This is a genomic window from Caulobacter sp. NIBR1757 (genome assembly GCF_027912495.1).
GTDB lineage: Bacteria > Pseudomonadota > Alphaproteobacteria > Caulobacterales > Caulobacteraceae > Caulobacter.
Map to the genome: position 1 here is coordinate 4,073,938 of NZ_CP115463.1, position 26,772 is coordinate 4,100,709.

19 protein-coding genes are annotated in these 26,772 nt (G+C 67.7%); 5 read left to right on the forward strand and 14 right to left on the reverse strand.

Annotation, left to right across the window (positions count from 1 at the left end):
- Positions 1-48: 48 nt before the first annotated feature.
- The 5 genes from O5I81_RS19585 to O5I81_RS19605 form a co-directional block, all read right to left on the reverse strand.
- Positions 49-486: a hypothetical protein gene (locus tag O5I81_RS19585; protein WP_271066546.1), complete on the reverse strand. Its 438-nt coding sequence runs from the start codon at positions 484-486 to the stop codon at positions 49-51.
- 145 nt (positions 487-631) lie between these two features.
- A complete protein-coding gene (locus O5I81_RS19590; RefSeq protein WP_271066547.1) occupies positions 632-952 on the reverse strand; it encodes a hypothetical protein in 321 nt (106 codons plus the stop codon).
- 146 nt (positions 953-1,098) lie between these two features.
- On the reverse strand, positions 1,099-1,662 hold the full coding sequence (locus tag O5I81_RS19595) for a hypothetical protein (protein ID WP_271066548.1): 564 nt from the start codon (positions 1,660-1,662) through the stop codon (positions 1,099-1,101).
- A gap of 4 nt (positions 1,663-1,666) precedes the next feature.
- Positions 1,667-5,434, reverse strand: a complete 3,768-nt coding sequence (locus O5I81_RS19600) for an RHS repeat-associated core domain-containing protein (RefSeq protein ID WP_348637297.1) — start codon at positions 5,432-5,434, stop codon at positions 1,667-1,669.
- Complete coding sequence (locus O5I81_RS19605) at positions 5,326-6,159, reverse strand: hypothetical protein (RefSeq protein ID WP_271066549.1); 834 nt, start codon at positions 6,157-6,159, stop codon at positions 5,326-5,328. Before O5I81_RS19605 ends, O5I81_RS19600 begins: the two co-directional genes overlap by 109 nt.
- Before the next feature lie 190 nt (positions 6,160-6,349).
- On the opposite strand from O5I81_RS19605, the gene O5I81_RS19610 reads away from it, so the two are divergent.
- A complete protein-coding gene (locus tag O5I81_RS19610; protein WP_271066550.1) occupies positions 6,350-7,321 on the forward strand; it encodes a phosphatidate cytidylyltransferase in 972 nt (323 codons plus the stop codon).
- Entirely contained in the window at positions 7,321-8,013 is a 693-nt protein-coding gene (locus O5I81_RS19615) for a lysophospholipid acyltransferase family protein (RefSeq protein WP_271066551.1), read from the forward strand. Before O5I81_RS19610 ends, O5I81_RS19615 begins: the two co-directional genes overlap by 1 nt.
- Here O5I81_RS19615 and O5I81_RS19620 read toward each other — a convergent pair.
- Complete coding sequence (locus O5I81_RS19620; RefSeq protein WP_271066552.1) at positions 7,913-8,950, reverse strand: CPBP family intramembrane glutamic endopeptidase; 1,038 nt, start codon at positions 8,948-8,950, stop codon at positions 7,913-7,915. The two genes, O5I81_RS19615 and O5I81_RS19620, sit on opposite strands and share 101 nt — an antisense overlap.
- Here O5I81_RS19620 and rsmD point away from each other — a divergent pair.
- Positions 8,949-9,512: a 16S rRNA (guanine(966)-N(2))-methyltransferase RsmD gene (rsmD, locus tag O5I81_RS19625; protein ID WP_271066553.1), complete on the forward strand. Its 564-nt coding sequence runs from the start codon at positions 8,949-8,951 to the stop codon at positions 9,510-9,512. The two genes, O5I81_RS19620 and rsmD, sit on opposite strands and share 2 nt — an antisense overlap.
- Positions 9,513-9,619: 107 nt before the next feature.
- A complete protein-coding gene (locus O5I81_RS19630) occupies positions 9,620-10,393 on the forward strand; it encodes a MerR family transcriptional regulator (protein ID WP_271066554.1) in 774 nt (257 codons plus the stop codon).
- Between the two features lie 129 nt (positions 10,394-10,522).
- Here O5I81_RS19630 and O5I81_RS19635 read toward each other — a convergent pair whose 3' ends face one another.
- The gene (locus tag O5I81_RS19635; RefSeq protein ID WP_271066555.1) at positions 10,523-10,795 is read right to left on the reverse strand and encodes a YjhX family toxin; all 273 of its coding nucleotides are present in this window, start codon (positions 10,793-10,795) and stop codon (positions 10,523-10,525) included.
- A gap of 326 nt (positions 10,796-11,121) precedes the next feature.
- On the reverse strand, positions 11,122-12,996 hold the full coding sequence (gene mutL / locus O5I81_RS19640; RefSeq protein WP_271066556.1) for a DNA mismatch repair endonuclease MutL: 1,875 nt from the start codon (positions 12,994-12,996) through the stop codon (positions 11,122-11,124).
- A gap of 31 nt (positions 12,997-13,027) precedes the next feature.
- On the opposite strand from mutL, the gene O5I81_RS19645 reads away from it, so the two are divergent.
- Positions 13,028-13,993 (forward strand): TraB/GumN family protein, encoded by a 966-nt coding sequence (locus tag O5I81_RS19645; protein WP_271066557.1) that lies wholly within the window; start codon positions 13,028-13,030, stop codon positions 13,991-13,993.
- Between the two features lie 187 nt (positions 13,994-14,180).
- On the opposite strand, the gene O5I81_RS19650 is transcribed toward O5I81_RS19645, so the two are convergent.
- The 6 genes from O5I81_RS19650 to O5I81_RS19675 all read right to left on the reverse strand — a co-directional run bounded on the left by O5I81_RS19650 (position 14,181) and on the right by O5I81_RS19675 (position 26,525).
- Positions 14,181-14,729, reverse strand: a complete 549-nt coding sequence (locus tag O5I81_RS19650; protein WP_271066558.1) for a DUF3035 domain-containing protein — start codon at positions 14,727-14,729, stop codon at positions 14,181-14,183.
- Between the two features lie 86 nt (positions 14,730-14,815).
- Positions 14,816-15,331 carry a signal peptidase II gene (gene lspA, locus O5I81_RS19655; RefSeq protein WP_271069063.1) on the reverse strand — a complete coding sequence of 172 codons (516 nt, stop codon included), beginning with the start codon at positions 15,329-15,331 and terminating at the stop codon, positions 14,816-14,818.
- 72 nt (positions 15,332-15,403) lie between these two features.
- Positions 15,404-18,268, reverse strand: coding sequence for an isoleucine--tRNA ligase (gene ileS / locus O5I81_RS19660; protein WP_271066559.1), 2,865 nt, complete (start codon positions 18,266-18,268; stop codon positions 15,404-15,406).
- A gap of 156 nt (positions 18,269-18,424) precedes the next feature.
- Positions 18,425-18,781: a phage holin family protein gene (locus O5I81_RS19665; protein ID WP_271066560.1), complete on the reverse strand. Its 357-nt coding sequence runs from the start codon at positions 18,779-18,781 to the stop codon at positions 18,425-18,427.
- A 9-nt stretch (positions 18,782-18,790) separates the two neighbouring features.
- Entirely contained in the window at positions 18,791-19,405 is a 615-nt protein-coding gene (locus O5I81_RS19670; protein WP_271066561.1) for a hypothetical protein, read from the reverse strand.
- 217 nt (positions 19,406-19,622) lie between these two features.
- Positions 19,623-26,525 (reverse strand): hypothetical protein, encoded by a 6,903-nt coding sequence (locus O5I81_RS19675; protein WP_271066562.1) that lies wholly within the window; start codon positions 26,523-26,525, stop codon positions 19,623-19,625.
- Positions 26,526-26,772 lie beyond the last annotated feature (247 nt).

The following is a 26,772-nucleotide window of genomic DNA, read 5'->3' on the forward strand; positions in this document are numbered from 1 at the left end:
CTCAAGGCTTCACGACCGCATTTATCATGCCCCGCAACGTCTTGCGCTTCAGGATCCTCGCCCGGACATCCTCCTCTGGCGCACGCGTGAAGCCCGGGCTTTGATGATCCAGAATATCCGGACAAACCGCTGGAATTCCTCGGCGGTTATCCGGTCCTGCACCACCGACGCGAACCGCACCAAAAGCGACGGGTTCAAGAACAGAAGCGAGAACGCGAACAAGAAGATTCGCGTAGCCAGGCTTTGGTCTTGGGCATCTTTGGTTTGGAAGCCCACGATGCTGGGTTCCGCGCACGTCCAGCGTTGACCGGATGAGTCTATGATAATCGCTTCCGTCATACCGCCGAAGATAAGGTCCAGTGCGGGTTGAGACACCAACCCGGGACGCTCAATGTGCGGGTCAAAATTCCACGGCAGGAGCCGGCCGTTGCGTTTTCGCCGGAATATGACGGCGGGCTCGGAGACGGGTTGATCTATGGCCGGCATGAACAGTCTCGATCAGCTACATCGCCAATGGTCCCACCGCGTGGCCGAACGGTTCGATGGCGGCGTCCCAGACCTTTGCCTTGGCGGCGTTGGTCACCGATCAATCCGCTCGGCCAAGCGGGTCTTCCCAGGCTTCGCCATCGCACTACCTCAGGTATTTCCAAATATCTGAAAATTCCAAATCGCCGGGCGACAGCCAATATATCTCAAATCCTAGATCTTTCTGACTCCTTAAAAATGCCGTTGCTATATCGGCTAAAGCAAAAAACGCCTGCGCCTCGTCCACGCCTCCAGAACGTAGTGACTTATTGAAGAATCGACTCTTTACTAGAATGGATGATTCAAAATCTCCGTGATCGGTAAGCACCGGAGCGCCAAAGAACACTTCCAGAACGGATTCCTCGCCATCAATCGAGCGAATTACATTCATTCTTCGGACAAAAAAATAGCTGAACTCATCCGCCACGCGTCCATCCTTCATACAATGGCGTCGTTATAAACTGTGGTCCGCCTCGGGTAAGCCGCCGACCCGCTCGTCACGGGTGATCGCGCCGCCGGTGCGGTAGGTGAACCAGCGGGTGAAAGTCAAAGAGGCTGATTCAGCGTTGTCCCTCAAGGATCGTCTTCATCGACCTCGAATCCGGCCAAGCCCAGATACCGCACCAAAAGGTCACGGTCGGCGCCAGCTCGATCAGCCTCGTTGACCCAGTCTGTTTCTGGTTCACAGTCGGGCCTCCCCGCCGGAGCGGCGAGACGCGAACTCAGCGCAGCATCCAACTCCGCCGGCGGGCGACCAGCCTTCAACAGCGCTCGCATCAAGAAGCCGAACGTATCGTTGACTAGCTCTTTGCGTTGGACGGCCTTGCCGAAAGCGGTTTGCACCGGGGGGACGGCCCCATCTAGGTCGCCGATCCGGTCACAAGCCAGCGAAAGGTCCCGCCAAGCGGCAACGCTGTCAAACTCTTGGGCAAAGACCAACGCATACCGATGACCGACTTTCGGGAAGCCCGCGACAGAGAGGCCCGTGACAAGCGTCGAGCAAAGATCGGTCTTTTCTGCGAAATCGGCGGCGACTTCGATCAGCGGAAGCAATCGGTCAATGAGAGGCTCGGGGCTCAGTCCGCGGAGGGAATGAGCCAAACGCATGATCTGTATATCAAAGTCGGCCGAGCTCATTTGATCAGAATTTCCACTTCCTCTTTCTGGGTGGCGGCGGAGCTGTCCATCCGTCCTGATCTGTATCATTCCACCAATTCAGCCTAGGCGCTCCGCGCAGGCAAAGATCGTAGTTCTTACGCGCCCTATCCCGACATCCTATCAGCGCATCAGCAGAATAAGAGTATCGCGCGACACAGTGCTTAAGCTCATCTTCGAGGTCCTTTTCACATTCATCGTGAGGATAAGGCTGACTTTTCGATCTCGGCCCATCTGGGCATGGTCCAAGAGTGGTGTCCCCCGGACTGAAATCCAGCGACGCGACGCCGTAAACAACCGCACCGATGCGGGCAGCAGCAAAAACAGCGCCTACAGCGGGTACACCGCGCCGGACGACCCTTGCGGGCACAGTCAGGGGGCGCAACGGCCCGGTCGGACGAAGGCCTGCGAAATCTATGCGGCCCAAGGGTGACGACGACACATATCCATACAAATTCTCCCCCGCCTCGATGCCGAGCGGATCCGCCTGCGCATACCGTCCCAGCGTCGGGTCGTAGTCGCGCATCCAGTTCTGGAACAGGCCGCCGGTCTCCGCCTGCAGCCATTGCCCAGGCAGCCGAAGGTCGAGGGCCTCGCTGGCGGTTGCGAACATCACCGCCTGGCCGAACGGCTCGATAGCTGCGTCCCAGACCTTGGCCTTCGAGGCGTCGGTCACCGCCAGGGGCTCGCCGATCTGGCCGGTGTGGATGAAGAAGGTGACCGGAGAGCCGCCGCTGTAGTCGAACATCGCCAGCGGCGTGTCCTCGAGCCAGACATACTCCCGCAGCACATCGCCCGTGGCGGCGTCATGCTCGGCCAGGAGGTGGCCATCGGGGTCGAAGATGTAGTGGATGTGGACCGCGCCGGTCCCGTGGGCCTCGCGCCAGACGCGGCGGCCGAAGGCGTCGTAGCCGTATTCGCCGGCCAGGACGCTGTCCTTGCTGGCCGAGATCATCCGGCCCCGGGCGTTGTAAACATAGTCGTAGGTCGAGCCGCCGACCCGCTCGTCGCGGGTGATGGCTCCGCCGGTGCGGTAGGTGAGCCGGCGGGTGACGACGCTGGAGGCGTTCTCCAGCTCGCTGATCCGATTGGCGCCTGCGGGGATGGTGGAGTCCCAGGTGGTCGTGACGGCGCTGATCGTCCGCATCATCTGGCTGCGGTTGCCGGCGGCGTCGTAGGCGTAGGTGTCGTTCCCCCAGGCGCCATTGGCCAGATTGAGGCGACCGGAGTCGGTGTAGCCGTAAGTGGCCGCCCGTCCGGTGGCGGCATTGTCGACGACCGACGTCAACTCGCCGTTGGCGTTGCGGCCGTAGGTGAGGTCGAGAACGGCCGTCCCGTCAGTCACCTCCAAACCGCTCATCCAGTCGTTCAGGTCGTAGCCGTTGGTCAGCGACAGCCCGTTGCCGTAGGTCAGCCCGGCCAGCGGGCCGAAGGGCCGCCAGGTGACGGCGGAGGCCAGGGTTTCTACCGCCGAGGCCGGGGTCGCCTTGCTGGTGATCCCGGAAATCAGCCCGTCGCCGCCGCGCGCCAGGCTGACCGTCCGGCCGGATGGCAGGGTGAGGGAGACGACCTCGCCGTTTTCGTCATAGGCGTAGCCGACGGCGTAGGACTGTCCCTGGATGACCTTGGCATCGAGGGTCAGGCGGCCTTGAGCGTCATAGGTGAAGGCCGACGAACCGGGTTCGTCATCGACGGAGGTCAGCCGGCCGACCCCCTTGTTGCCGCCACTGGTGGAGTCGTAACCGTAGGTGACGTTCTCGCCGCTGGCGCCGGTGAAGCTGGCGCTCAGGCGGCGGTCGGCGTCGTCGTAGGTGAAGACGGTCTCGACGCCATCGCCATCGACGATTTTGGTGACGTTGTCACGGTTGTCGTACCAGTAGGTCAGGGTTCCGCGATCCGGGCTGGTCTCCTGGATGGTGCGGCCGAAGCCGTCGACCTTGCGCGAGGTGACGAGACCCCGGCCATCCTCGAAGGCGGTCAGGTCGTCCTGGCCGTTGAAGGTCTGCTCGTTGGTCTGGCTGTCGGGATTGGTGGTCGTGATCAGACGATTGAGGGGATCGAAGGACGAGCCGTAGATCTTGCCGCGAGCGTCAGTGATCTGGGTCAGGTTGCTCAGCTTGTCGTATGCGAAGGCCGTGGTCTGGGACCCGGCGCCGATGGACTGCAGCAGCCGGCCGAGTTCGTCATAGGCGAAGGTCGAGGATCGCGTGACCGTTGCGCCGGCATCCTTGACCTGAGCGGAGGTGGGCTGGCCCAGGCCATTGTTGACGAAGACCTGGGTCTGACCGCGATCGTTCTCGATACCGGTTAGCCGGCTGGCGTCGTCGTAGCTGTATTCCAGCCAGCCGCCGCCCGGCAGGGTCAGTTTGGCCACGTCGCCGACGGCGTTGTACTCGAGCGCATAGACCGACTGGTCGGCGCCAGGGTCAAGCGTTGCGGTCAGCAAGCGGCCGCGAGGGTCATAGGTCAGGACAGTCTCGACCCCATTGGAGTCTTCCACGGTCAAGGGTGCGCCGCGCCAGTCGACCGAGGTGATGGTGGTCGCCTGGCCCACTTCATTGGTGACCGACGCCAGGTAGCCGTCGGCATCATAGGCGTAGGTGATGGTGTCGCCGGTCCCGGCCAGAGGCCCGTCGATGGTGAGGAGCTGGCCCGTCGTGCTCCAGCCGTAGGTCCAGGTTCGGGTACGGCCATTGGTCGTGTAGGGCGTTGTGAAGGTGGTGGTATCGGTCTCGACCCTCGTCGCCAGGCGTCCCGCCGTGTCGTAGGTGAAGTCGGTGGTGCGGCCGGGCTGCACGATCTGGGTCGGCAGATTGAAGGTCGCGTGCCAGGCGATGGTGGTGGTTCGCGCCGAGGGGGTGCCGAAGGCTTCGATGACTTGCGTCGGAAGGCCGCGCGCGTTGCGGACGTAGGTGGTGACGCGGCCCTCCTCATCGGTCATGGAGGAGGTCAGCTTGTTGGCGCCGTACGCATAGGACCGCGTCGAGGCCGGGGTGTGGGCGCCGGCCTGGCCGGCCGCGCCGGTCCAGCGGCCCGAATAGCCGTAGGAGCTCTGGGCGAAGTTGTAGATCGTCTGTTTGCCCAGGGCGCTGGTGGCCGTGCGATTGAACGTGGTTCCGAGCGCGCCATAGGCGATCTGCGTGGAGAAGGCGCCGCCCGGAGCGGTGCTTTCAACCGCGCGGCCGTAGGCGTCGTAATCCACGGTCCAGCGACGGACGCCGTCGCGGTCGAGAACGCCGGTGACGAACGTGGGGACGACAGCGTCCTCGTAGAGGTATTCGGCGCCGTCGAGCAGCACCCCGGCCGACGTCTTCAGTTCGACCCTGGTCAGGCGGTCAGGTGAGATGGGCGCGGTGGCGCCGGCGACGTCGCTGTAGCTGTAGACCAGCCTGTATCCGCCGGGCAGCACGGCCTCGGAAATGGCCAGGGGGAAGGCGCCGCCAGACCAGGAGCCTGTGAGCCAGGTGAAACTGATCTCCTTGCCGTAGCTGTCCTCGATCTTCGTTAGCTGATTGGCTGTGCCATAGGTGAAGGTCCAGATCAGGCCGTCCCGGGTGGTGCGGCTGACCGGCCGGGCGATGTCGTACTTGCCGCTAATTGGATCGAGGAAGGTCTGCAGGACCCAGACGGTGTCCTCCGCGTCGGTCAGCTTCCAGGTCGACTGGGCGTTGGCCAGATTGTCGAGAACACCGGGCCAGGAGCCGACAAACTCAAGCCGATAGTCCGTCTGAGGCGTCGGATTGGGGGCGTCCATGTAGACGGACATCGCGCCGCTGGTTTCACGTTTAAAGGCCATGCCGCGACCGTCTGGCGTGGCCACCGCGATCCGTCGCGCCGACACCCACTCGGTGGATATCTGCAGTTCGAACTGGAAATCGAACTGCCAGTTTGCCAAGCCAATCGGCGTCCTCCTGAAGGCGTCGCGAAGTCACCGTAGCGTTTCGAGGCGTAGACCCGGTTCAGGAAGAGATGCCCCGCCGCATCTTCGAAATCGATCGTCCGGAACTGCTTGGCGCCAGTGATGATATCCACCGGCCGGGCCGTCATCGCCGTGGGCGAACCACCGCCGTTGGCGGGACAGGGGCCGAAGCAGGCGAACGGATCGTTGCGGCACTGACCGTCGGGCGTCCGGATATAGCCGGCGTGGCATTGCAGATCGACGGTGCTCGGCGCGCTGTCGCCAAAGGCCGGCGTCCAGATGCACTGCTTGATATGGTTGTAGGTGGCGGTGTCGCGAACGCCGCCGTAGGCGCTGATCGGCGCATAGAGCGCCTTCTGCCGCCGACAGGCTTCGTCAGGCGTCGCAAAGTACTCGAACGTGCCAGGCCCGACGACAGTCGCCCAGCCCTTCGTGCCCGTGGGGGCGGTCCAGGCCGCGAGCGCCGACGAGGGCGTCAACAGGGAGATGCAGAGAAGGGTAGAGACAAACAACAGGCCGCTGAACCAGGCCGTCCAGCGCGCCGGCCGATATCCAAGCATGGCAGTCCTCATGCGTTGCCTTGCCCCAATATGGGGCATCGACGGCCGGAAATTAAACTGACAATTGTGTTATTTCTCCTTCCCCTTGAAATTGACTTTCGCAGAGGGCCCCGATGGGCCGAGCTGTCTCCAGCGCTGCGAGCTTGACCGCCGCCGCCAGCCCGGCAAGGTGGGCGCACGGAGGCGTTGCGTGCAGATCATCGAGACGGTGAAGAGCTTCCTGGCGGCGCAACCGCCGGTCCTGCTGTGGGGACTGGGCGGGGTCGTGGCGCTGCTGACCGTGGCGGCGGCGATCAGCGCCGTGTTGCCGCTAGTCAACAAGACCAAGGACTACACCGAGCTGCGCCAGCGGATCACCAGCTGGTGGGTGATGGTGGCGCTGCTGGCCGCCGCGCTGCTGGCCGGGTGGCAGGCGACGACGCTATTGTTCGTCGTCATCAGCTTCATCGCCCTGCGCGAGTTCCTGTCGATCGCGCGGACGCGGCGGGAGGACCGGCTGATCATCCTGGCGGCCTATCTGGCCATCCCGGTGTCCTACGCCTTCATCGCCCTCGACCTCTACATGATCTTCCTGGTCATCGTGCCGGTCTACGCCTTCCTGCTGACGCCGTTCCTGATGGCGGCGCTGGGCCAGACCAAGGGGTATCTCAGCCGCGTGGCGATGTTCCACTGGGGGATGATGACCTGCGTCTACAACATCGGCTACGCCGCCTTCCTGATGCGGGTGCCGGATGACCAGGCGCCGGCCGGGGCGGCGGGGCTGGTGCTGATGCTGCTGGTGGCCACCGAGTTCAACGACGTGGCGCAGTACGTCTGGGGGAAGACCCTGGGCAAGCACAAGATCGTGCCGACGGTCAGCCCCAACAAGACCTGGGAAGGCTTCATCGGCGGCTGGGTGAGCACGGCGCTGCTGATCTGGTTCGCCGGGCCCTACCTGACGCCGCTGAGCGGGGTGGGGCTGTTCACGGTGGCGGTGACCCTGCCGCTGGCCGGGTTCGCCGGCGATGTGACGATGAGCGCGATCAAGCGCGACATCGGCATCAAGGACACCAGCCACCTGATCCCGGGGCACGGCGGCCTGCTGGACCGGATCGACAGCCTGACCTTCACCGCGCCGCTGTATTTCCACCTGCTGGCCTTCTTCGCCGTGGCCAAGTTCTGATGCTGCGGTGGTTGCGCCTGGCCCTGATCGTGGCGGTCGCCCGGCCGGTGGCGCAGTTCTTCGCCGGGACCGACGTGATCGGCCGCGAGCGGCTGCCGGTGACCGGGCCGGCGATCATCGCCGCCAACCACAACAGCCATGTCGACACCCTGTTGATGCTGACCATCTTCAAGGCGCGGGCGGTGCATCTGGTGCGGCCGGCGGCGGCGTCGGACTACTTCCTGAAGGACCCGGTGATCGGCTGGTTCTCGCGCAACCTGATCGGCATCGTGCCGGTGGCAAGGCGCAAGGCGGGGGCCAGAAACGAAAATGGGGGCGAGGACGTGCTGGCGCCGGCCCGGCAGGCGCTGAGCGAAGGGGCCATCGTGGTGGTGTTTCCGGAGGGGACGCGGGGCGATGCAAGCGACACCATGGCGCAGCTGAAGAACGGGGTGGCGCGGCTGGCCGAGGCGTTTCCGCAGGCGCCGGTGATCCCGGTGTGGATCCAGGGGGCCGGGCGGGTGCTGCCCAAGGGCCAGTATATCCCGGTGCCGATGACCTGCTGCGTGCTGGTCGGCGAGGCGATCCACTGGGAGGGCCGGCGGACGGCGTTCATGGACAGTCTGCGCGAGGGGCTGCTGGCCCTGAAGGCGCAGGCGCCGCCGTTGCGGTGGAGCGAGGACGACGAGCCAGAACCTCCGTCAGAAGGATGATGATCGCAGCCGTCCCGACGGCGGCGGATAGCACCTGAATGTTACTCGCCATCTCGCCAGCGCTGCCGGCTGGGCCGCTCGTCGATTGATCGCCCATCAGATCGGCGACGGTGTTGTAGGCGGCGTGCAGACCGATCCCCAGCTCCAGACCGCCGGTGCGGATCGCTGCCCAGGCCAGAGCCAGTCCTATCATCATGTAGCTCGCGAGCCCAACCAGGGAGCCATCACGATGGATGGCGCAGAACAGCAGGCTGGCGAGCAACACTGCAAGCCACCGAAGCCGAAGGATCGTCTGGAAGCCCCGCTGGAGAAGGCCACGGAAGACCACTTCCTCGGCGGCCGCCCACATCAGGTTGGTGACCACCCAACCGACCGCACCGATCAAGGCCAGGACCGCGCCGCGTCGCCGCCAGCCGGTCTCGGGGTTAAAGCCGTCGGCTGACAGCAGACCTTCGAGAAGGTTGGCCGCGCCGAATGCCACGAGGCCCAGCACAAGGCCTATCAGCAGAAGGGTCCATCGCGGCGGCGCCGTCGCCCTGAACCAGCTGAGCCAAGGCGTGCCGCAGACTCGCCGGGCGGCCAGCAGGCCAGCAGCGGCGACACCGAGCGCGAATCCCAAGCTGGGCAGATCGTACATGAGCGGGCCGAGCCCGACCTCGACCCTGTTCGGTCCAGAGAGCTGGCCAACGAAAATGGCGATCGGCGATCCCCAGGCGTGACCGGCTGCGATCAGCCCCGTTGTCGCCGCGGCGGCGCCGAGCAGGAAGCCCAGCGGCGCGATCAACAGGGCCGCCGCAAGCCAGACGACGAGACCAACGCTCAACTTTTGGAATGATGCCATCGCCGCCCCAACTGTGGCGATTGTTAATCGCTCGCTGGACCTCGACAAGGCCCCACTTGTTGCCGAGAGGGTCAATTGCGGGCAGTTGAAGGCCATGCGCATCGTCTCCGGCCAGTTCAAGGGCCGCCCCATCGTCACCCCGCCCGGCCAGACCACCCGGCCGACGTCCGACCGCGCCCGGCAGGCGGTGTTCAACATCCTGGAGCATGCGGCCTGGGCGCCGGAGCTCAACGGCGCGCGGGTGCTGGACCTGTTTGCCGGCAGCGGGGCGCTGGGGCTGGAGGCGATCTCGCGGGGGGCGGCCTTCTGCCTGTTCGTCGAGACCGACGATGCTGCGCGGGGGGCGATCCGGGAGAATATCGAGGCGTTCGGGCTGTTCGGGAGCACCCGCATCCATCGGCGGGACGCGACGGACCTGGGCCCCCGGCCGGGCAGCGCCGGGCCGCCGTTCGACCTGGCGGTGCTGGATCCGCCCTATCACAAGGGGCTGGCCGAGAAGGCGATGGCGCAGCTGGTCGAATTCGGCTGGCTGAAGCCCGAGGCGGTGGTGATGGTCGAGCGGGGGTCGGACGAGAACGCCTTTGCGCCGGCCGGGTTCGAGGTGCTGGATGCGCGGGACTATGGCGCGGCGCGGGTGCATTTTCTGCGGTTTGCGTAGGAAGCGGGGACACGTACGATTTCCTGCGGAAATCGAACATGTCCCCCTGTTGACCCTCACGGGACGTGAGAGCGCACAGCGGTCTCGTGACGAGGAGCGAGAGGGTTGTGAGCAGGCCATACACGGTGGCGGAGGTGGCGCGGCTGTCGGGCGTTTCGGTCCGGACGCTGCATCACTACGACGCCATCGGGCTTCTGAAGCCGGCCAGCATCGGCGCCAACGGATACCGGCTGTACGGGCGGGAGGAGCTGCTGCGGCTGCAGCAGATCCTGTTTCACCGCGAGCTGAAGTTTCCGCTGGAGGCGATCAAGGCGGTGCTGGAGGCGCCGGGGTTCGACCGGCTGGCGGCGTTGAAACGGCAGCGGACGGCGCTGGCCGAGGAGGAGGCGCGGTATCGGAACCTGCTCAGGACCCTGGATGCGACCCTCGCCGATCTGGAAGGAGAGACGAGCGTGAATGAGAACGAACTGTTCGGCGGGTTTTCGCCGGAGACGCAGGCCGGGCATGAGGCCTGGCTGGTGGAGCGCTACGGCGAGGACGCCAGGGCCAAGATCGACGGATCGAAGGCGAAGCGGAAGGCCTGGGGCAAGGGCGACTATGAGGCGCTCAAGGCCGAGGGTGAGGCGATCGAACAGGCGATGGGGAAGGCCCTGGTCGACGGGTTGCCGATCGACAGCGGGGCGGTGCGGGCGTTGATGGGGCGGCACCATGCCTGGGTGGCGAGGAGCTGGCCGCAGCCGCCGACGGCGGAGGCGTTTGCCGGCCTGGGGGCCATGTACCTGGAGCATGCGGAATTCACCGCCCGCTATGAGGGCATAGCGCCGGGGCTGGCCGAGTACATGGCCGAGGCGATGCGGAGTTTCGCGGAGGCCGAACTGTAGGGGACGTGTTCGACGCGCGAGCGGCGTACATGTCCCCGGCTTGCGCGGGCGGTTGGACCGGGCGCGCTTCAACCGGTTGCGCTGACCGGGGACAGGTAGGCCGCCTGAGGGCGGCCAACCTGTCCCCCTCTACCAGGCCTTGGCCGTGACCCGGTTGTTGAGCTGGGCCCGCAGGTGGGTCAGGCCCTGCCGCGTGATGCGGTAGGGGCCGCCGCCGGTGCTGGCGATCAGCTTCTTGCCCTTGAGGCTCTTGAAGAGCGACAGGGTGCAGTCGGTCAGCAGCCAGCCCTCGCGGGACCAGCATTCGACGTCGACGATCTTTTCGTCCTCGCGCACGAGGTCGATCCGGCCGCCTTGGGCCAGGGCATGCAGCACGCGTTGCTGCGTCTTGGAGATGTTCACTGGGAATTCCGATGTCGTGAGGCATGACGAGCCGCGCCCTCGCGTTCAGCGGGGCGGGCGGTTCAGCGGGCTCGTGCGACGACCGGCGTGGTTATCCGGTCGCCTTAGGCCCAGGCCTCGACGGCAAGGGGTGACATAGGGCGTACCTCAGTTGACGGCTCTGGTTAGCGCGGAGAACGGCGGTTCGCCAAGACGGCGGATGGCGATCTCAGGCCTTGGGTGGCGCGAAGGACACAACCACCGGGTGGGCGGAATGGCTGAAGTTCGGGCGCGTTCCTCCCTCCCCTTTATGGAGAGGGAGCGCGCGCAACCGGCGCCGCCTTACGCTAGCGTCTGCCGAAGAGCCGCTCGATGTCGGCCAGGCGCAGTTCGACGTAGGTCGGGCGGCCGTGGTTGCATTGGCCGCTGTGGGGGGTGGCTTCCATTTCGCGGAGCAGGGCGTTCATCTCGGCGCCGTTGAGGCGGCGCCCCGCACGGACCGAGCCGTGGCAGGCCATGGTCGAGCAGACCTCTTCGAGCCGTTCCTTGAGGGCGAGAGCCTGGCCGTTCTCGGCCAGGTCGTCGGCGATGTCGCGGATCAGGCCGGCGGCGTTGGTTTCGCCCAGCAGGGCCGGGGTCTCGCGGACCAGGACGGCGCCGGGGCCGAAGGGCTCGATGACCAGGCCCAGAGCCGCCAGTTCGTCGGCGCGGGCGCAGACCCTTTCGGCCTCCGACGGGTCGAGATCGACGACCTCTGGCAAGAGCAGGGTCTGGCGGGCGACGCCGCCGGCCTCCATCTCCTTCTTCATCCGCTCGTAGACGAGGCGTTCGTGGGCGGCGTGCTGGTCGACGATGACCATGCCGTCACGGGTCTGGGCGACGATGTAGGTCTCATGCACCTGGGCCCGGGCGGCGCCGAGCGGAAAGTCGACGGGGTCGATGATGCCCGGTTGAGGGGCGGCGGGACGCTCCATCAGGTCCATGTCGAAGCCGGCCATGGCCTCGGCCATGCCGCCCGGCTCGACACGGGCGGAAACGTCGTTGAGGCCCGGCAGGTCGCCGGTCCGGGCCGGCTGCCAACCGCCCTGCTGCCAGGCGGAGAAGCCGGTGGCGGGCGGCGACGGGCGGTAGCCGCCATAGCCGCCTCCCCCGCCCGGACGAAAGCCGGCCAGGGCGGCGCCGGCGACAGTGGTGCTGGCCCGGTGGCCGGCCCCGGTCAGGGCGTGGCGCAGGGCGCCGATGATCAGGCCGCGCACCAGGGCCGGGTCGCGGAAGCGGACCTCGGCCTTGGCGGGGTGGACGTTGACATCGACCAGGGTCGGTTCGAGCTCGAGATAGAGGGCGGCGGCCGGGTGGCGGTCGCGGGCCAGGTAGTCGGCGTAGGCGGCGCGCAACGCCCCTTGAAGGAGGCGGTCGCGCACGGGGCGGCCATTGACGAACAGGTACTGGTGGGCGGCGTTGCCGCGGTTGTAGGTCGGCAGGCCGGCAAAACCGCTGAGCCGAACCCCTTCCCGCTCCTGGTCGATCTCCAGGGCGTTCTCCTGGAACTCGCGGCCGAGCACGGCGGCGAGGCGGGCCAGGCGTCCTTCGGGGCCCGGCGGTTCGGCGGGCAGACGCAGGACGCGGCGGCCGTCGAGGTCGAGGCTGAAGGCGGTGGCCTCATGCGCCATGGCCTGGCGCTTCACCTCCTCGGTGATGGCCATCTGTTCGGCCCGCTCGGACTTCATGAACTTCAGGCGGGCGGGGGTGGCGTAGAAAAGGTCGCGGACCTCGACCCGGGCGCCGTGCGGTCCGGCGAAGGCCGACGGGCCGGGCGCGCCCGTGGCGCCGCCCTCGACGAGGATGGCGTAGGCGTCGCTGCTGCCCCGGGGGCGGCTGGAGATGGTCAGGCGCGCGACCGAGCCGATCGACGGCAGGGCCTCGCCGCGAAAGCCCATGGTCGAGATGTTCAGAAGGTCCCAGCTGCCGTCGGCCTGGGGGCTGAGCTTGGAGGTGGCGTGGCGTTCGACGGCCAGGGTGAGGTCGTCCGGGCCCATGCCCGAGCCGTCGTCGGCGATGAGGATGCGGGAGAGGCCGCCGCCGTCGGCCTCGATGGCGATCTTCAGGGCGCCGGCGTCGAGGGCGTTTTCGACCAGTTCCTTGACCGCGCTGGCCGGCCGTTCGACCACCTCGCCGGCGGCGATGCGGTTGACGGTTTCGGGTGGAAGGCGGCGAATGGGCATCAGAGTACAACCCTAGCCGATTCCGGTGGTCATGACCGCAGCGATCAACAGACGTCTCCTGACGACGGCCCTGGCCGCGATGATGGCCATATGGCCCTTCGCGCCGCTGACCGCCACGGCCCAGCCTGCAGACGACCCCGAGGGGACGCTGGTCGAGGAACTGGTCATTTCGTCCAACCTCGGCGGGCCGGCCTTCTGGAAGGTGTCGGACGGCGACACCACCATCTACGTTCTGGGCGTGCCCGGGTCCTTGCCCAAGGGGACCAAATGGGATGAGCGGCGGCTGGCGATGCGGCTGGACGGCGCCAAGGCGCTGATCCTGCCGCCGAAGATCAAGGCCCGGCCGGTGGTGATGACCACCTTCTTCCTGACAAATCAGAAGAAGTTCCAGGGCGGGACGCCGGTGCAGGGCGAGCTGGCGGCGCGGATGGAGCGGGCCCGGGCCGGCCTGAAGGTCAAGCCGGAGCGGCTGGCCAAATGGAAGCCCGGGGTGCAGGGCGCCCTGCTGACCGGCGAGATGCAGAAGCCGCTGAAGCTGGATGGCGATCAGCCGGAGGGGCGAATCCTGGTCCTGGCCCGCAAGGCCAGGGTCAAACAGGTGAGGGCCGGGGCGGCGATCGATCCGATGCCGGCGGTGCGGTCGATGCTGACCCTCGACGACGCCACCCATCGCATCTGCCTGGAGGACGGGCTGGACGAGGTCGAGGCCGGGCGCGGACGCATCCGCGAGGCGGCGGCCGGCTGGGCGCGGGGCGATGTGAAGGCGGCGCTGCGGGCCGAGCGGGGGTTCGATCGCTGCCTGGCGCGGTTGCCGGCCCTGGCGACCCTGAGCCGCAGGGCGATGGGGGATACCTCCGGCGCCATCGCCCGGCAGATGGGCGTGCCCGGCAAGGCGGTGGCGGTGGTCGAACTGCGTCAGCTGCTGGCGCGCGGCGGGGTGCTGGACCAGTTGCGGGCCCGGGGGTTCCGGATCGATACGCCGGCCAGTGCGGGGTAGGGTCCCATACTCCCGCCATCGTCATCCTCGGGCTTGTCCCGAGGACCCATGGGTCAGCGTCGACAAGCCAATGACGGGCGCCGCGCCGGCGGCGACAGACTACCGACCGTTCGTGCGGCGGACGAATGGGTCCTCGGAACAAGTCCGAGGATGACGGTGGAGGATGGATTGGTGAGCGCCGTGAGCCCTACAGCCCCGGCAGCTTCACCCAGCCGCTCTTTTCGCGCTTGATGACGACCGACTTGCCGCCGGTGAGGGTCTTGATCCGCTCTTCCTCGGCGGCGGCGTCGACGACCGGGGCGGTCGAGGGGTCGGCCGAGGCGGTCGGGGCCTTGTCCTTCTTCCAGAACATCACCGTGTCGGCGAAGCTCTTTTCCTTGTGGGCGACATCGCCGAACTCGTCGTCGACGACGTAGCGGACCAGCGGATCGGCGTTATTGGCGCCGGCCTTGGCGACCAGGACCTTTTCACCGTCCGAACGCTCGGTCGCCTGGGCGCGGGCCAGGGCCGAGGCGCGGGAGGCGCTGTCGGGCTCGAGCTCGGCCGGGCGGGGCTCGCCGGGGGCCGGCGGACGCAGGGCGTAGTCCGGCGGCACCACCAGCGGGGCCTTGGTGACGACCTTGAATTCGTCCGGGGTGATCTTGGCCATACCCAGCGCCTTGGAGGCGGACTGGCAACCGGCGAGGCCGGCGCTGGCCACCAGGGCGGTGATGACGATCGCGCGGTTCAGCTTCATAGCCAAAGAGAAACTCCAGTGGCCCCCCGGCCAAAATTCAGTGTGGATCAGATACGCCAGAACGATGCGGGCGCCAACCGGGTCAGTTAGGCGCGCTTCGCCTTACGGTCGGCGAGGAATGTGTCGATCAGAAGGAGGACAACCCCGATGGAGATTGCACTGTCTGCAATGTTGAACACCCAGGGGAAGCCCAGGCCGTGGAAATCGAGGAAATCGGCGACCGCCCCGAAGCGGATCCGGTCGATCATGTTGCCGACCGCGCCGCCCATGATCAGGCCGAAAGCCCAGCCGAGCAGCGGCCGCGATACCTTGCGGGCCCAGACCGCGATGGTGATGGCCACGCCCAGGGAAAACAGCGTCAGGGCCCAGCGAATCCACTCCTGATCGGCCCGGAACAGGCCGAAGGAGACGCCCCGGTTCCAGACCATGGTCAGGGAGAAGGGGCCGAACACAGGTGACGACTGGCCCTCGGCGAAGCCCTGGGCCAGGAACCACATCTTGCTGATCTGGTCGCCGAGCAGCACGGCCAGGGCCAGGCTGTAGGCGGTGGGACCCTGACCCCCGGCCGACTTTTCGGCGGCCGGGACAGGGGGCGGGGCGATCTGAGGATCGGCCGGCGTTTCCGGGGTCTCGAGACTCAACGCTGAGCGCTCCTTAGGTTCCGCCTACCGATATCAGGCCGAATGCGCCTTGTCCCAGGCGGCGACGGCGTCTTCGCAACGCAGGCACAGCTGGGTGGACGGCTTGACCTCGGTGAGGATGCGCCAGCAGCGGGCGCACTTCTCACCTTCGGCCAGGGCGGGATCGACGCTGACGCCCTCGCCGCCTTCCTTGAAGCGGGCCGAACTGGTGCGGAAGATCTCCGCGGGGTCGAGGCCGTCGAAGGCCGACCGCAGGGCCGGATCGCCGACGGAGACCACCGGGGCGGCCTCCAGCGAGGAGCCGATGCGCTTTTCACGGCGCTCGACTTCCAGGGCGGCGGTGACGGCCGAGGTGACCTCGCCGATCCGGGCCCAGCGGGCGGCGTCGTCATCGCTGCGCCAGTCGGCCGGGGTGTCCGGGATGACGCGGAAGGCGTTGGGACGGGCCTCCGGGAAGCGGCTGGCCCAGGCCTCGTGCATGGTGAAGGGGGCGATGGGGTTCAGCCAGGCGGTCAGCCGCTCGAACACCGCGTCCAGCACCGTGCGATAGGCGCGGCGGTTCAGGGCGTCCGGGCGGTCGCAGTAGAGGCTGTCGCGGCGGATGTCGAAGAACAGGCTGGACAGGTCGCCCTGGCAGAAGTCGAGCACCGGGCGCAGGACGTCGGCGTATTGATAGGCGCCGTAGGCCTCGCGCACCTGGCCGTCGAGGTCCCAAAGGCGGTGCAGGATGTAGCGTTCCAGCGACGGCAGCTCTTCGTAAGGCACGCGTTCGGCCTCGTCGAAGTCGGCCAGGGCGCCCAGCATGTAGCGCAGGGTGTTGCGCAGCTTGCGATAGGCGTCGGAGACCCCGGCAAGGATGGTCTTGCCGATCCGCTGGTCCTCGGCGTAGTCGGTCAGAGCCGTCCACAGGCGCAGGATCTCGGCGCCGTATTCCTTGATGATGTCGGCCGGGGCGGTGACGTTGCCCAGCGACTTGGACTGTTTGCGGCCCTGTTCGTCGAGGGTGAAGCCGTGGGTGACCACCGCCTTGTAGGGGGCGACGCCGCGGGTGCCGCAGGCCTCCAGCAGGGAGGACTGGAACCAGCCGCGATGCTGGTCGGAGCCTTCCGAATAGAGGTCGGCCGGCCAGTGGGTGTTGTTGCGGCCTTCCAGGGTGAAGGCGTGGGTCGAGCCGGAGTCGAACCAGACGTCGAGGATGTCCTCGACCTTCTCGAACTTCGCCGGGTCGTGGTCGCCGAGGAAGTCACTGGCCGGGCGCTGGTACCAGGCGTCGGCTCCCTCGGCGGCGATCAGGTCGGTGATGCGCTGGTTGACGGCCGGATCGACCAGGGGCTGGGCCGTCTCCTTGTCGACGAACATGGCCAGCGGCGTGCCCCAGGCGCGCTGGCGGCTGATCAGCCAGTCGGGCCGGGTCTCGACCATGCCCCGGATGCGGGTGCGGCCGCCCTCCGGATAGAAGGTGGTGGCGTCGATGGCGGCCAGGGCCTTGTCGCGCAGCGTCGGGCCGGCGCCCTCCCCGTCCATCCGCACGAACCATTGCGGCGTGTTGCGGAAGATGACCGGGGCCTTGGAGCGCCAGCTGTGCGGATAGCTGTGTTCGAGGCGGCCACGGGCCAGCAGCGTGCCGGCCTCGATCAGCTTGTCCATCACCGCCGGGTTGGCGGGACCGAACTTGCCGAGCTTCTTGCCCTCGGTCTCCAGCACCTTCAGGCCGGCGAACAGCGGGACGTGGGGGTAGTAGGCGCCGTCCGGATCGACGGTTTCGGGGATGTCCTTGTGGCCATGCTTGAGCCAGACCAGATAGTCCTCGGCCCCGTGGCCGGGGGCGGTGTGGACAAAGCCGGTGCCGGCGTCGTCGGTGACGTGGTCGCCGGCCAGCAGCGGCACGGCAAAGCCGAAGCCCTTGCGGTCGTCGGCGTCGGAGGCGAGGGCCGCCAGGGGGTGGGCGGTGGTCAGGCCGGCCGGATCGACGGCGTCGAGGCGGGTCCAGCTGGCGGCCTTGGCGGCCTTGAGAACCTCCTCGGCCAGCTTGTCGGCCAGCACCAGCCGGTCGCCGGGCTTCACCCAGGGCTCGAAGGCGAGGTCGGCCTCGAGGCTGTCGATGCGGTAGAGGCCGTAGTCGATGGCCGGGTTGAAGCTGATCGCCCGGTTGGCCGGGATGGTCCAGGGGGTGGTGGTCCAGATGACCACCGCCGCGTCGTCGAGGCCCTTGGTGACCGGGAACTTGACCCAGATGGTCGGGCTGACGTGGTCGGCGTACTCGATCTCGGCCTCGGCCAGGGAAGTGCGCTCGACCGGGCTCCACATCACCGGCTTGGAGCCGCGGTAGAGCTGGCCGCTGGCGGCGAACTTGTGGAACTCGGCGACGATGGTGGCTTCACTGGTGAAGTCCATGGTGGCGTAGCGGTTTTCCCAGTCGCCGAGCACGCCGAGGCGCTTGAACCCCTCCATCTGGACGCCGATCCAGTGGCCGGCGAATTCACGGCAGCGGCTGCGGAATTCGGCCGAAGGGACCTCGTCCTTGGCGCGTCCCTTGGCCTTGAATTCCTTTTCGATCTCCCATTCGATGGGCAGGCCGTGGCAGTCCCAGCCGGGCACGAAGTCGACGTCGAAGCCGAGCAGGAAGCGGCTGCGGACCACGAAGTCCTTCAGCGTCTTGTCCAGCGCATGGCCGATGTGGATGGCGCCGTTGGCGTAGGGCGGGCCATCGTGCAGCACGAACAGCGGGGCGCCGCTGGCCTGCCGGTCGGCGCGGATGGCGTTGTAGAGATCGGCCTCTTCCCAGCTTTTCAGGATCTCGGGCTCGAGCTTGGGCAGGCCCGCGCGCATCGGGAAGGGGGTGTCGGGAAGGAAGACGGTTTCGCGGTAGTCGCGGGGAGGTGTGGCGTCGTCGGCCATGGTCAAGGTCTCGGATTTATCTGATCGGACGGGCGAAGAAGATCCCGGCGCGCGCGACGGAGGCCGGCGGCGTCACGCCGGGCGGGTAATTCGCGAAGTCATCCGGACACGGGTCATGCCCCGGGCTCTAACAGAGGCGAGGATGAAGCGCCAGCCTCAGCCCCTGGCTTGCGCCTCGCCGACCAGTTTGGAGCCGATCCAGCTGGCGATGCCGATGATGATGGCGCCGAAGACGGCGGGCCAGAAGCCGCTGACTTCGAGCCCCGGCATCAGCAGCGCGACCAGCCCGAGCATGGCCGCGTTGATGACCAGCAGGAACAGTCCGAAGGTGATGAACACCACCGGGAAGGTCAGCACCACCAGGATCGGCCGCACGATGGCGTTGGCGATGCCGAGCAGGAAGGCGGCGATGACCAGGCTGGTCCAGCCGTGCACGGCGATGCCAGGCACGAAGGCCTGGGCGGCCCAGAAGCCTGCGACAGCGAACAGGAACTGGATCAGGAAGCGAGCCATCGACGCCCCCTACTTCGGCGCGGGCGCGGGGGCGCCGGCGGTAAAGCCGCTGGCCAGGATGCCGTCCCAGGGCAGGCGCTCGACCTTCAAGGTCGGCCCTTTCGGGTCCGGTGTCGCGTTGGCTTCGCCGGTGACGGCCGCGATGTCGATCGGCCGATCGGTGAGGATGGTGACCTCGCAGACGGCGATCAGGGTCTGGGCTCCGGTGCTCCAGACATTGTCCTTGGTCGGTCGGCGATCGGCGCGACCACAGATGCGTTGACCCACGTCCAACTGCAGCGCCTGGGCCGCGCCCTCGCCCTTGGTGACGGCCGCCGCCGTGGCGGTGGCGGTGCCGGTGGCGGTGATGCGGTAGCGGCCGGCGGTCATGGCCGGGATGGTGCAGATCGTCTTGGCCTGGCTGACGACCCGGCAGGCGGCGGCGCCGATCTCGGGTTGGGTGTAGCCGGCGAAGGCGCGGGGCGGACCCAGCGGAATCGGCGGCGGGGCCGGGGCCCTGGCGGCCGGCGGCGGGGCCGGTCTGGCGGCTGGAGGAACGGCCGGCTTGACGGGCGGCGTCTGGGCGGAGGGCGCGGCGACCATGAATAGGGTGGCCGCCAGGCCCAGGCTGAGGGTCTTGATCACGGGCTTACTCCTGATGCCGCATTAGGCGGCGTCGCGACGGTTGGTTTTGATGACCCCACGGCTCTCCATGGCGGCCTGGAGCGTATTGATCCTGTTGAAGAGATCAACGGCCTCGTCGATCGGGCGCTTTGGCCGGCGCCGCATTGCAGGCCGGAATGCAAACGGGCCGGTCTGATGACCGGCCCGTCCACAATGCCTTGATACGTTGGCGATGCGCCTACCAGCGCCAGCGGATGCCGAGCGAGCCTTCCGTCGACTGGTAGTCGTCCTGGAACTTCACACCGAGGTTCAGGAAGGCCGAGAAGCGGTCGTCGGCGCCGAACACGTTCACGGTGCCGCCGACTTCGCCGAAGCTGCCGGAGAAGTCGTCGCTGAGCGTGAAGTCCGGACCGGCCGAGTGGAAGGTCACGTCGTTCTCGCCCTCGAACTCGTTCCAGTAGCGGGCGACGACCGCCCACTTGGACGAGAAGGTCCCGTGGTCGGCGGTCAGGCCCAGGCGACCGCCGAGGCTGAGGCGCAGGCTGGTGACGTCGTCGAAGTCGACGTTCGCCCCCGGCACGTCCACCGCGTCGATCGACGAGGAGAGGTAGGACAGCGAGCCCAGCGGTTCGAAGAAGCCGTTGGCGCCGAGCGGCATCGACCAGCCGCCTTCGACCTGCAGGCCGAGGGTATCGACCGAACCGGAGAAGACGTTCGAGCCGGCCGGAGCCAGGGAGATCGCCTGATGGTCGTAGTCGAGGCTGTTGGCGTTGACGATGGCGTCGACGAACCAGGGACCGGCGACGTAGGAGCCGTACACCCCGAAGGTCATGCCCTCGAAGGAGGTCACGGTCGAGGAGTTGTCGAAGGTCACGTCGCTGTCGACATAGCCGATCTGGCCACCGACGACCCACGCCTTGCCCGAACCGCCGCCCATGAAGTCCAGGCCGCCGATCAGGCTGATGGTGTCCTGGGCGTAGGAGGTGTCGAACTTGTAGCTGACCCCGAACAGGTCGTAGCCCTGGATCCGGTCACGTTCGGCCGCGGCCCCGGTGATCTTCATCCACAGGCCCGCGCCGCTGTCGTCCAGCGACGGCAGCTGGCTGCGCAGGTCGGCCTGACGCTCGAACCAGGTCCCCGTGGTCGTCTGCCAGATGCTGGTCAGGGCGGCCCCGAAGGTCGTGAACTCGAAGGCCTCGCTGTCGGGCAGGCCGACCAGGACATGCTGTTTGTTGCCGTTGAGGGTCAGGTCGTAGAAGAACAGGCCTTTGTCGAGCACGCCGTCGGCCGAGTTGAGGTCGGCGCGCCAGAAGTCGGACGCGCTGTTCAGCGAGAAGTGGGTCGCGGCGGTCGAGCCGGCGCCGGAGACATCGACCAGAACGATACCGACAGGGTTGAAGGCCCCGAAGGCGTTGGCGCTGACGTCGTTGACCAGGATCGAGGTCGATCCGAGCGTGCTGCCGCCGGTGAGGCTGAGGCAGTCGGCGGCGGTCAGGACGGCGCAGCTGGTCTGGGTCGTCGGGCCGAGGTCGGCGTCCATCGACAGCAGGCTGGAGCCCGTGCCGTTGAAGGTGGCGCCCGACGCCAGGATGCGATCGTTGATCTGGCCGTCGGACACGGCCGCGAGGGTCGTGCCGCTGGAGCCGAAGACGATCCGGCCACTGTTGTTGAAGCTTTCCAGGTTGGTGATGGTCAGGGTGGAGGCGCCGAGCGTGGGCTCGCCGACGACCAACAGACCGGCCTGGGTGAAGGTGTCGGCGCCGGCTCCGAAGTCGAAGCTGGTGGCGACGCCGCCGGCGTTGGTGAAGATGGCGCCGGTGTTGTTCAGGACATCCGCGCCGCCCGAGAAGACCGAGGCGCCGGTGGTGTGCCAGCTGGTCACCGAGCTGTTGTTGAACACCACGTTGCCGGTCAGGCCGCTGAACAGCACGCGACCGTTGATGCGGCCGGCGTTGTTGATGATCACGCTGCCGCCGATGCCGCGGATGGCGTTGTCGTCATAGCCGGTGATGGTGTTGTCGGTCGAACGGACCGTGGTGGTGGCGCCGACGTTGAAGGTCGTCGTGCCGCCCGCCGCGTTGTTCAGATCCACAACCCAGCCGCCCGCGCCCGCGCCGGAGCCGACAATGGTCGAGCCCGTGCCGGTGTTGACGGTGACCGCGCCGCCGCCCGAACCGGTGCGGATGGCGCTGCCATTGACGTCCTGGATGGTGCGGCCGTTGGCGATCAGGACGCTGACCGCGCCCGTGCCGGTGGTGACGGCGTTGAGGGCCGAGGCCCCCGCGCCGGTGGCCGTGACGTTGGCGTTGACGTTCAGGATGCTGACGCCCGCGCCGCTGTTGACGGTCTGGATGCCGTCAGCGCCGCCAGAGACCGTGCCGCCGTTGGTGACCGTGACCGCGCCGCCCGCCGAGCTGGCGAAGATGCCGTCACCGGTGGCGTTGATCGTCGAGGCCGCCGTGGTGTCGATGGTGATGACACCCGCGCCGCTCGCGGTGGCGGTGATGCCCGCCCCGCCAGCCTGGATCGTGCCGACAGTGTCGATATCGATCGTGCCGGTGGTGCTGGTGGCGTCGATGCCGTCGCCGCTGGTGCTGACCAGGTCCCCGCCGGCGACCGTGAAGATCGTGGAGGTTCCGGTCGTCGCGCTGGTGCGGATGGCGTCGTCGACGGTGGCGGTCACCACGCCGGAGGTGCCGACGTTGATGGCCCCGGTGGTGTTGGTCGCCAGGATGCCGGTGCCGGCCGAGTTGACCGCGACATTGTTGGCCACCTGCGTCAGGCCGCCGACGCTGTTGGCCCACAGGCCGACCGAGCCAGCGCCGCCGGTGGCGTTGACGGAACCGCCGGTGGTGTAGACCTGGGCGCCGCCCGTGCTCTGGGAGTTGGCGCGGATGCCAACGCCGTCGGCCCAGATGGCCCCGCCCGTCGACTGGATGTTGATCGAAGCCCCGTTGAGGGCGATGCCGACGATGCCGAAATCGGTCACCCCGTCCGCCGACGTTCCGATCGCGCCGGTGTTGAAGATGGTAATGCCGCCGGACGCGGCGCCGTCGGCGGCGACGATGCCGGAAGCCGCCGAGCCGGTGATGGCGCCGGAGTTGTTGATCAGGATGCCGCCCGTGCCCGACTGAGTGGCGAAGATGCCGAAGCCGCCGCCGCCGCCGAGGTTGGCGTTGATCGTGCCGCTGTTGGTGACTTGGACGATTCCGGTGCTCGCGGCGTTGGTGTTGCCCGCCTGGATACCGTCGAACGAGACGTTGAGCGTGCCGGTGTTGCTGGCGAAGACCGTGCCGTCACCGCCGCTGTTGACGACGGTGATACCGGACGCGGCCAGGCTCGTGATGGCCCCGGTGTTGATCACCTGGACGCTGCCCGTGCCGGTCGATTCGGCGTTGATGCCGTTGGAAATCGAACCAATGAAGGCGCTGTTGTTGACCGAGACCAGACCGTCGGCCCCTTCGGCGCCGATGCCGACGCCGCTGGACAGGATCTGTCCGGTGTTGACGACGACGGCGTTGCCGGCGCCGCCCGTGCCGGCGAAGATGCCGGCCGCGTCCAGCGCGCCATTGTTGACGCTGATCGAGGTGGCCGACTGGACGAAGATGTTTCCACTGGTCGACTGGGCGCCGATGCCGGCCGAGCCCGGGAAGTTGCCCGCGCCATCGACGTTGTCGAGGCCGAGGATGTCGATCGTGCCCGTGCCGGTGAGGATGGTGACATCGCCGCCGACGCTGGAGCCGCCCACACCCACCGCGCCGTTGCCGGTCATGGCGATGTTCAGGCCGTCGCCGATGACGACTGCGACACTGCCGGCCGCGCCGGTCGCTTCGCCGAACACGCCCGAGGCGCCGTCGGCGTCGCCGCCCGCGCCATCGTCGATGGTGATCGACAGGCCGGTGCCGATGAGGATCTCGGTCGATTCGTCACCGACCGCATCATCCGCCGCCTGGCCGCTGGAGGCGTGGACGCCGGTGGCCGTGGCGTCGCCGTCGGTGTTGGTGACCACGATCACGGCGTTGTTGCCGACCGACACCGTGGCGTCGTTGGCCGCCGAGACGGTCGAGGTCCCGTAGTCGTCCGGGTCGATGGTGACGCCGGCCCCGATCAGGGTGGTGGCTTCGCCCAGCCCAGCGTTGACCGCCAGGACCCCAGTGGAGCCGGCGGTGATCGAGGAGCCGTCACCGATGGTGACGGTCACGTCATCAGCGTTGGCGGCGCCGCTGATTCCGGCGGAAACGCCGACCACCCCGGCGACCATCGTGCCCTGGAAGCCGACGTTGACGACGCCGCTGGCGCCCGAGTGGTTGGCGTTGATACCGGCGCCGTCCGTGAAGATGTTGTTGACCGAGGTAATGTTGATGTTGCCGGTCCCGGCCGTGATGAAGCCCAGGATGCCGGCGAAGGCGGTCGGGTCGCCCACCGTACCGATGTCGCCCGTGTAGTTGACGGTCAGGTCGCCGCCCTGGGTCAGGGCGCGGATGCCGAAGCCGTCGCTGGCGTCGATGGCGCTCGAGCCGCCGACGATGATCGCGCCGCCGCCGGTGGTCTGGACGTCGATGCCGTCGCCGCCGGTGGAGGTGATCGCGCCGCCGAGGGTGACGACCTGGGCCAGGCCCGCGCTGGTGCTGACGGTGATGGCGTCACCGGCCGTGCCGGTGACGGCGGCCGTGGCGCCGACGGTGACGGTCGAGGTCCCGGCGCCCGTGCTGGTCGAGGTGATGCCGACCGCGCCGGTGACGTTGGCGGTGGTGTCGACGGTGGTGGCGCCCGCGCCGCTGGCGGCGATGCCCGTGCCGCCGGCGGTGATCACCGCGTTGTTGTTGACATCGACGCCGCCATCGCTGGCGGCGTTGATGCCGTCGCCGGTCGCGCCGATCGTGCCGCCGCTGCTGTTGACGGTGACCAGGCCGCTGATGCTGGTCGCCTCGATGCCGTCTTCGCCGGCGCTGATCGCGCCGCTCGTGCCGATGGTGATGGCGCCCGAGAAGGTCAGGGCGTTGATGCCGTCGCCGCCGGTGCTGGTGATCGGGCCGGTCAGGCTGACCACGGTCGCGCCGCTGTCGCTGAACAGATCGACCGCCGCGAAGGCGCCGGTGACGAAGGTCGAGCCGGAGCCGCTGACATCGACATTGCCCGTGCCGTTGGCGAAGGCGGCGATGCCGCCTTCGGTGACCGCGCCGTCGTTGATGACGATGGCGTTGCCCGAGCCAAAGGTTTGGACCAGCACGCCGTAACCGACGGCCGGAGCGGTGGTGGCCGCCGCGCCGCCGGCCAGGATGTTGACCGTCGCGTCGCCCGAACCGTTGGTGCTGGCGTTGACGCCGCTGTCGTCGCCCGTCACCGAGCCGGAGACCGTCACCGTGGCCGTGCCGGCCCCGCCGGTGACGACGTTGACCCCGTCGCCGCCGGCCGTGACCGTGCCGCTGATGCCGACGGCGATGGCGCCGCTGGTGCTGCTGGCCTCGACGCCATTGTCGCCGGCGGTGACAAGACCGCCGAGGGTGATGCTGATCGGGCCGGTCGTGCTGGAGGCGTCAACGCCGTCGGCGAGGTTGCTGGTGATGTCGCCGGTCAGGTTGACGTTGATCAGGCCCGAGGTGGTGGAGACCTCGACGGCGTCGAAGGGGGCAAGAATGCCGATGTTGCCGGCCCCGGTGACCTGCACCGCGCCGCTGCCGGCGAAGCCGCCGACGCCGCCGTCGGTGACGTCGCCGTTGATGCTCACGATGACATTGCCGGTTCCGGTCGCCTGAGCGAAGACGCCGTAGGAGAAGCCGTCCGTGCCGGCGACGGTGGAGCCGGCCGCCAGGGTGACCGTGGCGTCGCCCGCGCCGCCCGATTCGGCGGCCACGCCGCCGCCGCCGGTGACCGCGCCGTTGACGGTGACGCTGGCCGAACTGTTGGCGCTGTCGGCGATGACGCCGTAGCCGGTGGCGGTGACATTGTTGACCGTGACGCTGACCGGGCCGTTGGAATCGACATCGACGCCGACGCCGTTGTTGGCGGTGATCAGGCCGTCGGAGACAACGGTCACCCCATTGTTGCCCGTGATGGCATCGACCTCGATGCCATCGTCGCCGGTGACGTCGGTGACGTTCAGGGTGATCAGGCCGTCACCGTTGGAGGTGACATGGACGCCCTGGGCGCCGGTGCCGGTGATGCTGAAGCCGGTGGCGTTGAGGACGTAGTCGGCGTCGCCGATGGTCGAGCTGATGCCGGCGCCGGCCGTGCCGGTGACATCGTCGCCCAGGGTGATGGTGGTGGCGTTGTTGGTGCCCGAGTTGGTGACGATGCCGGTCGCGCCGGTGACGCCGCCCGCGGTGGTGGTGACGTTGACCGCGCCGCCCGTCGAGGTGGCGCTGATGCCGGTGGTTCCGGCGTTGATGGCGCCGGCGCTGATGGTGACGCCCGCCGTGCCGTTGGCGAAGATGCCTTCGTTGTTCGAGGTCAGCAGGCCGGTGGTGACCACGTCGACCACGCCGCCGTTGGAGATCGCCCGCACGGCGGTGCCGGTCGAGGTGACGGTCGCGCCGTTGGTCAGGTAGACGGTGGTGTCGCCGCCGCCGGCCGAGGTGGCGTTGATGCCGAAGCCGGCCGTGGCGGTGACCGCGCCTTCGTTCAACCGCACCTGGGTGTCGCCGGCGGTGTTGGTGGCGTTGATGCCACGGCCCGACCCGATGGCCGGACCGGGCAGGCCATCGACGCCGACGTCGGTGGAGCGCAGGTCGACGATGACCGCCGGGCCCTGGCCCTGGATATTGATCGCGTAGCCGAGGGGGTTGACCACGACGGGATCACCGCCGCCGACGACGTTGGTCGTGGCCCGGACGGTGAGGGTCTCGCCGGCATTGCCGGTGATGGCGATGCCGTTGGTGACGGTGACGCCGTCCTCGAGGTTGAGGGTCAGGTTGCCGTTGGTCGTCGCCGTGTAGTCGATGTTCACGTACGCGCCGGCGCAGGTGAAGGTGTCGTTGCCGCCGGCATTGGCCGACGGATTGCCGCACTCATCGGCGGCGACAGCCACCCCTGGCGCCAGCACGAGGCTGCCAAGACCCGCGACGCCGGCCAACAGGCTGGCGGCGACCAGCGAAGAGCTGGCCAGCAGGGAAACGCGACGATTGCGGATGGAAACGGACATTGGCAGCCCCCTCAGGTTGCTTAAACATTTGAGCGGGCGCGCGAACGCACTCCGCCCCTCATAGGAACATCGTTCGGCGAACCTAGGCGAGACGGTGGCGGGCTGTCTATCGCCAAATTTGTGACGACGTGCCTTGTTTGGGGGGTAACTCGCTCTATCGGCGAATATTGGTCGGCATAGTACCCGAATTGGGTAATAGTCTTGGGTTTCAACATGCTATGAGATCAGGGGCCGGCGCGATCCGCCC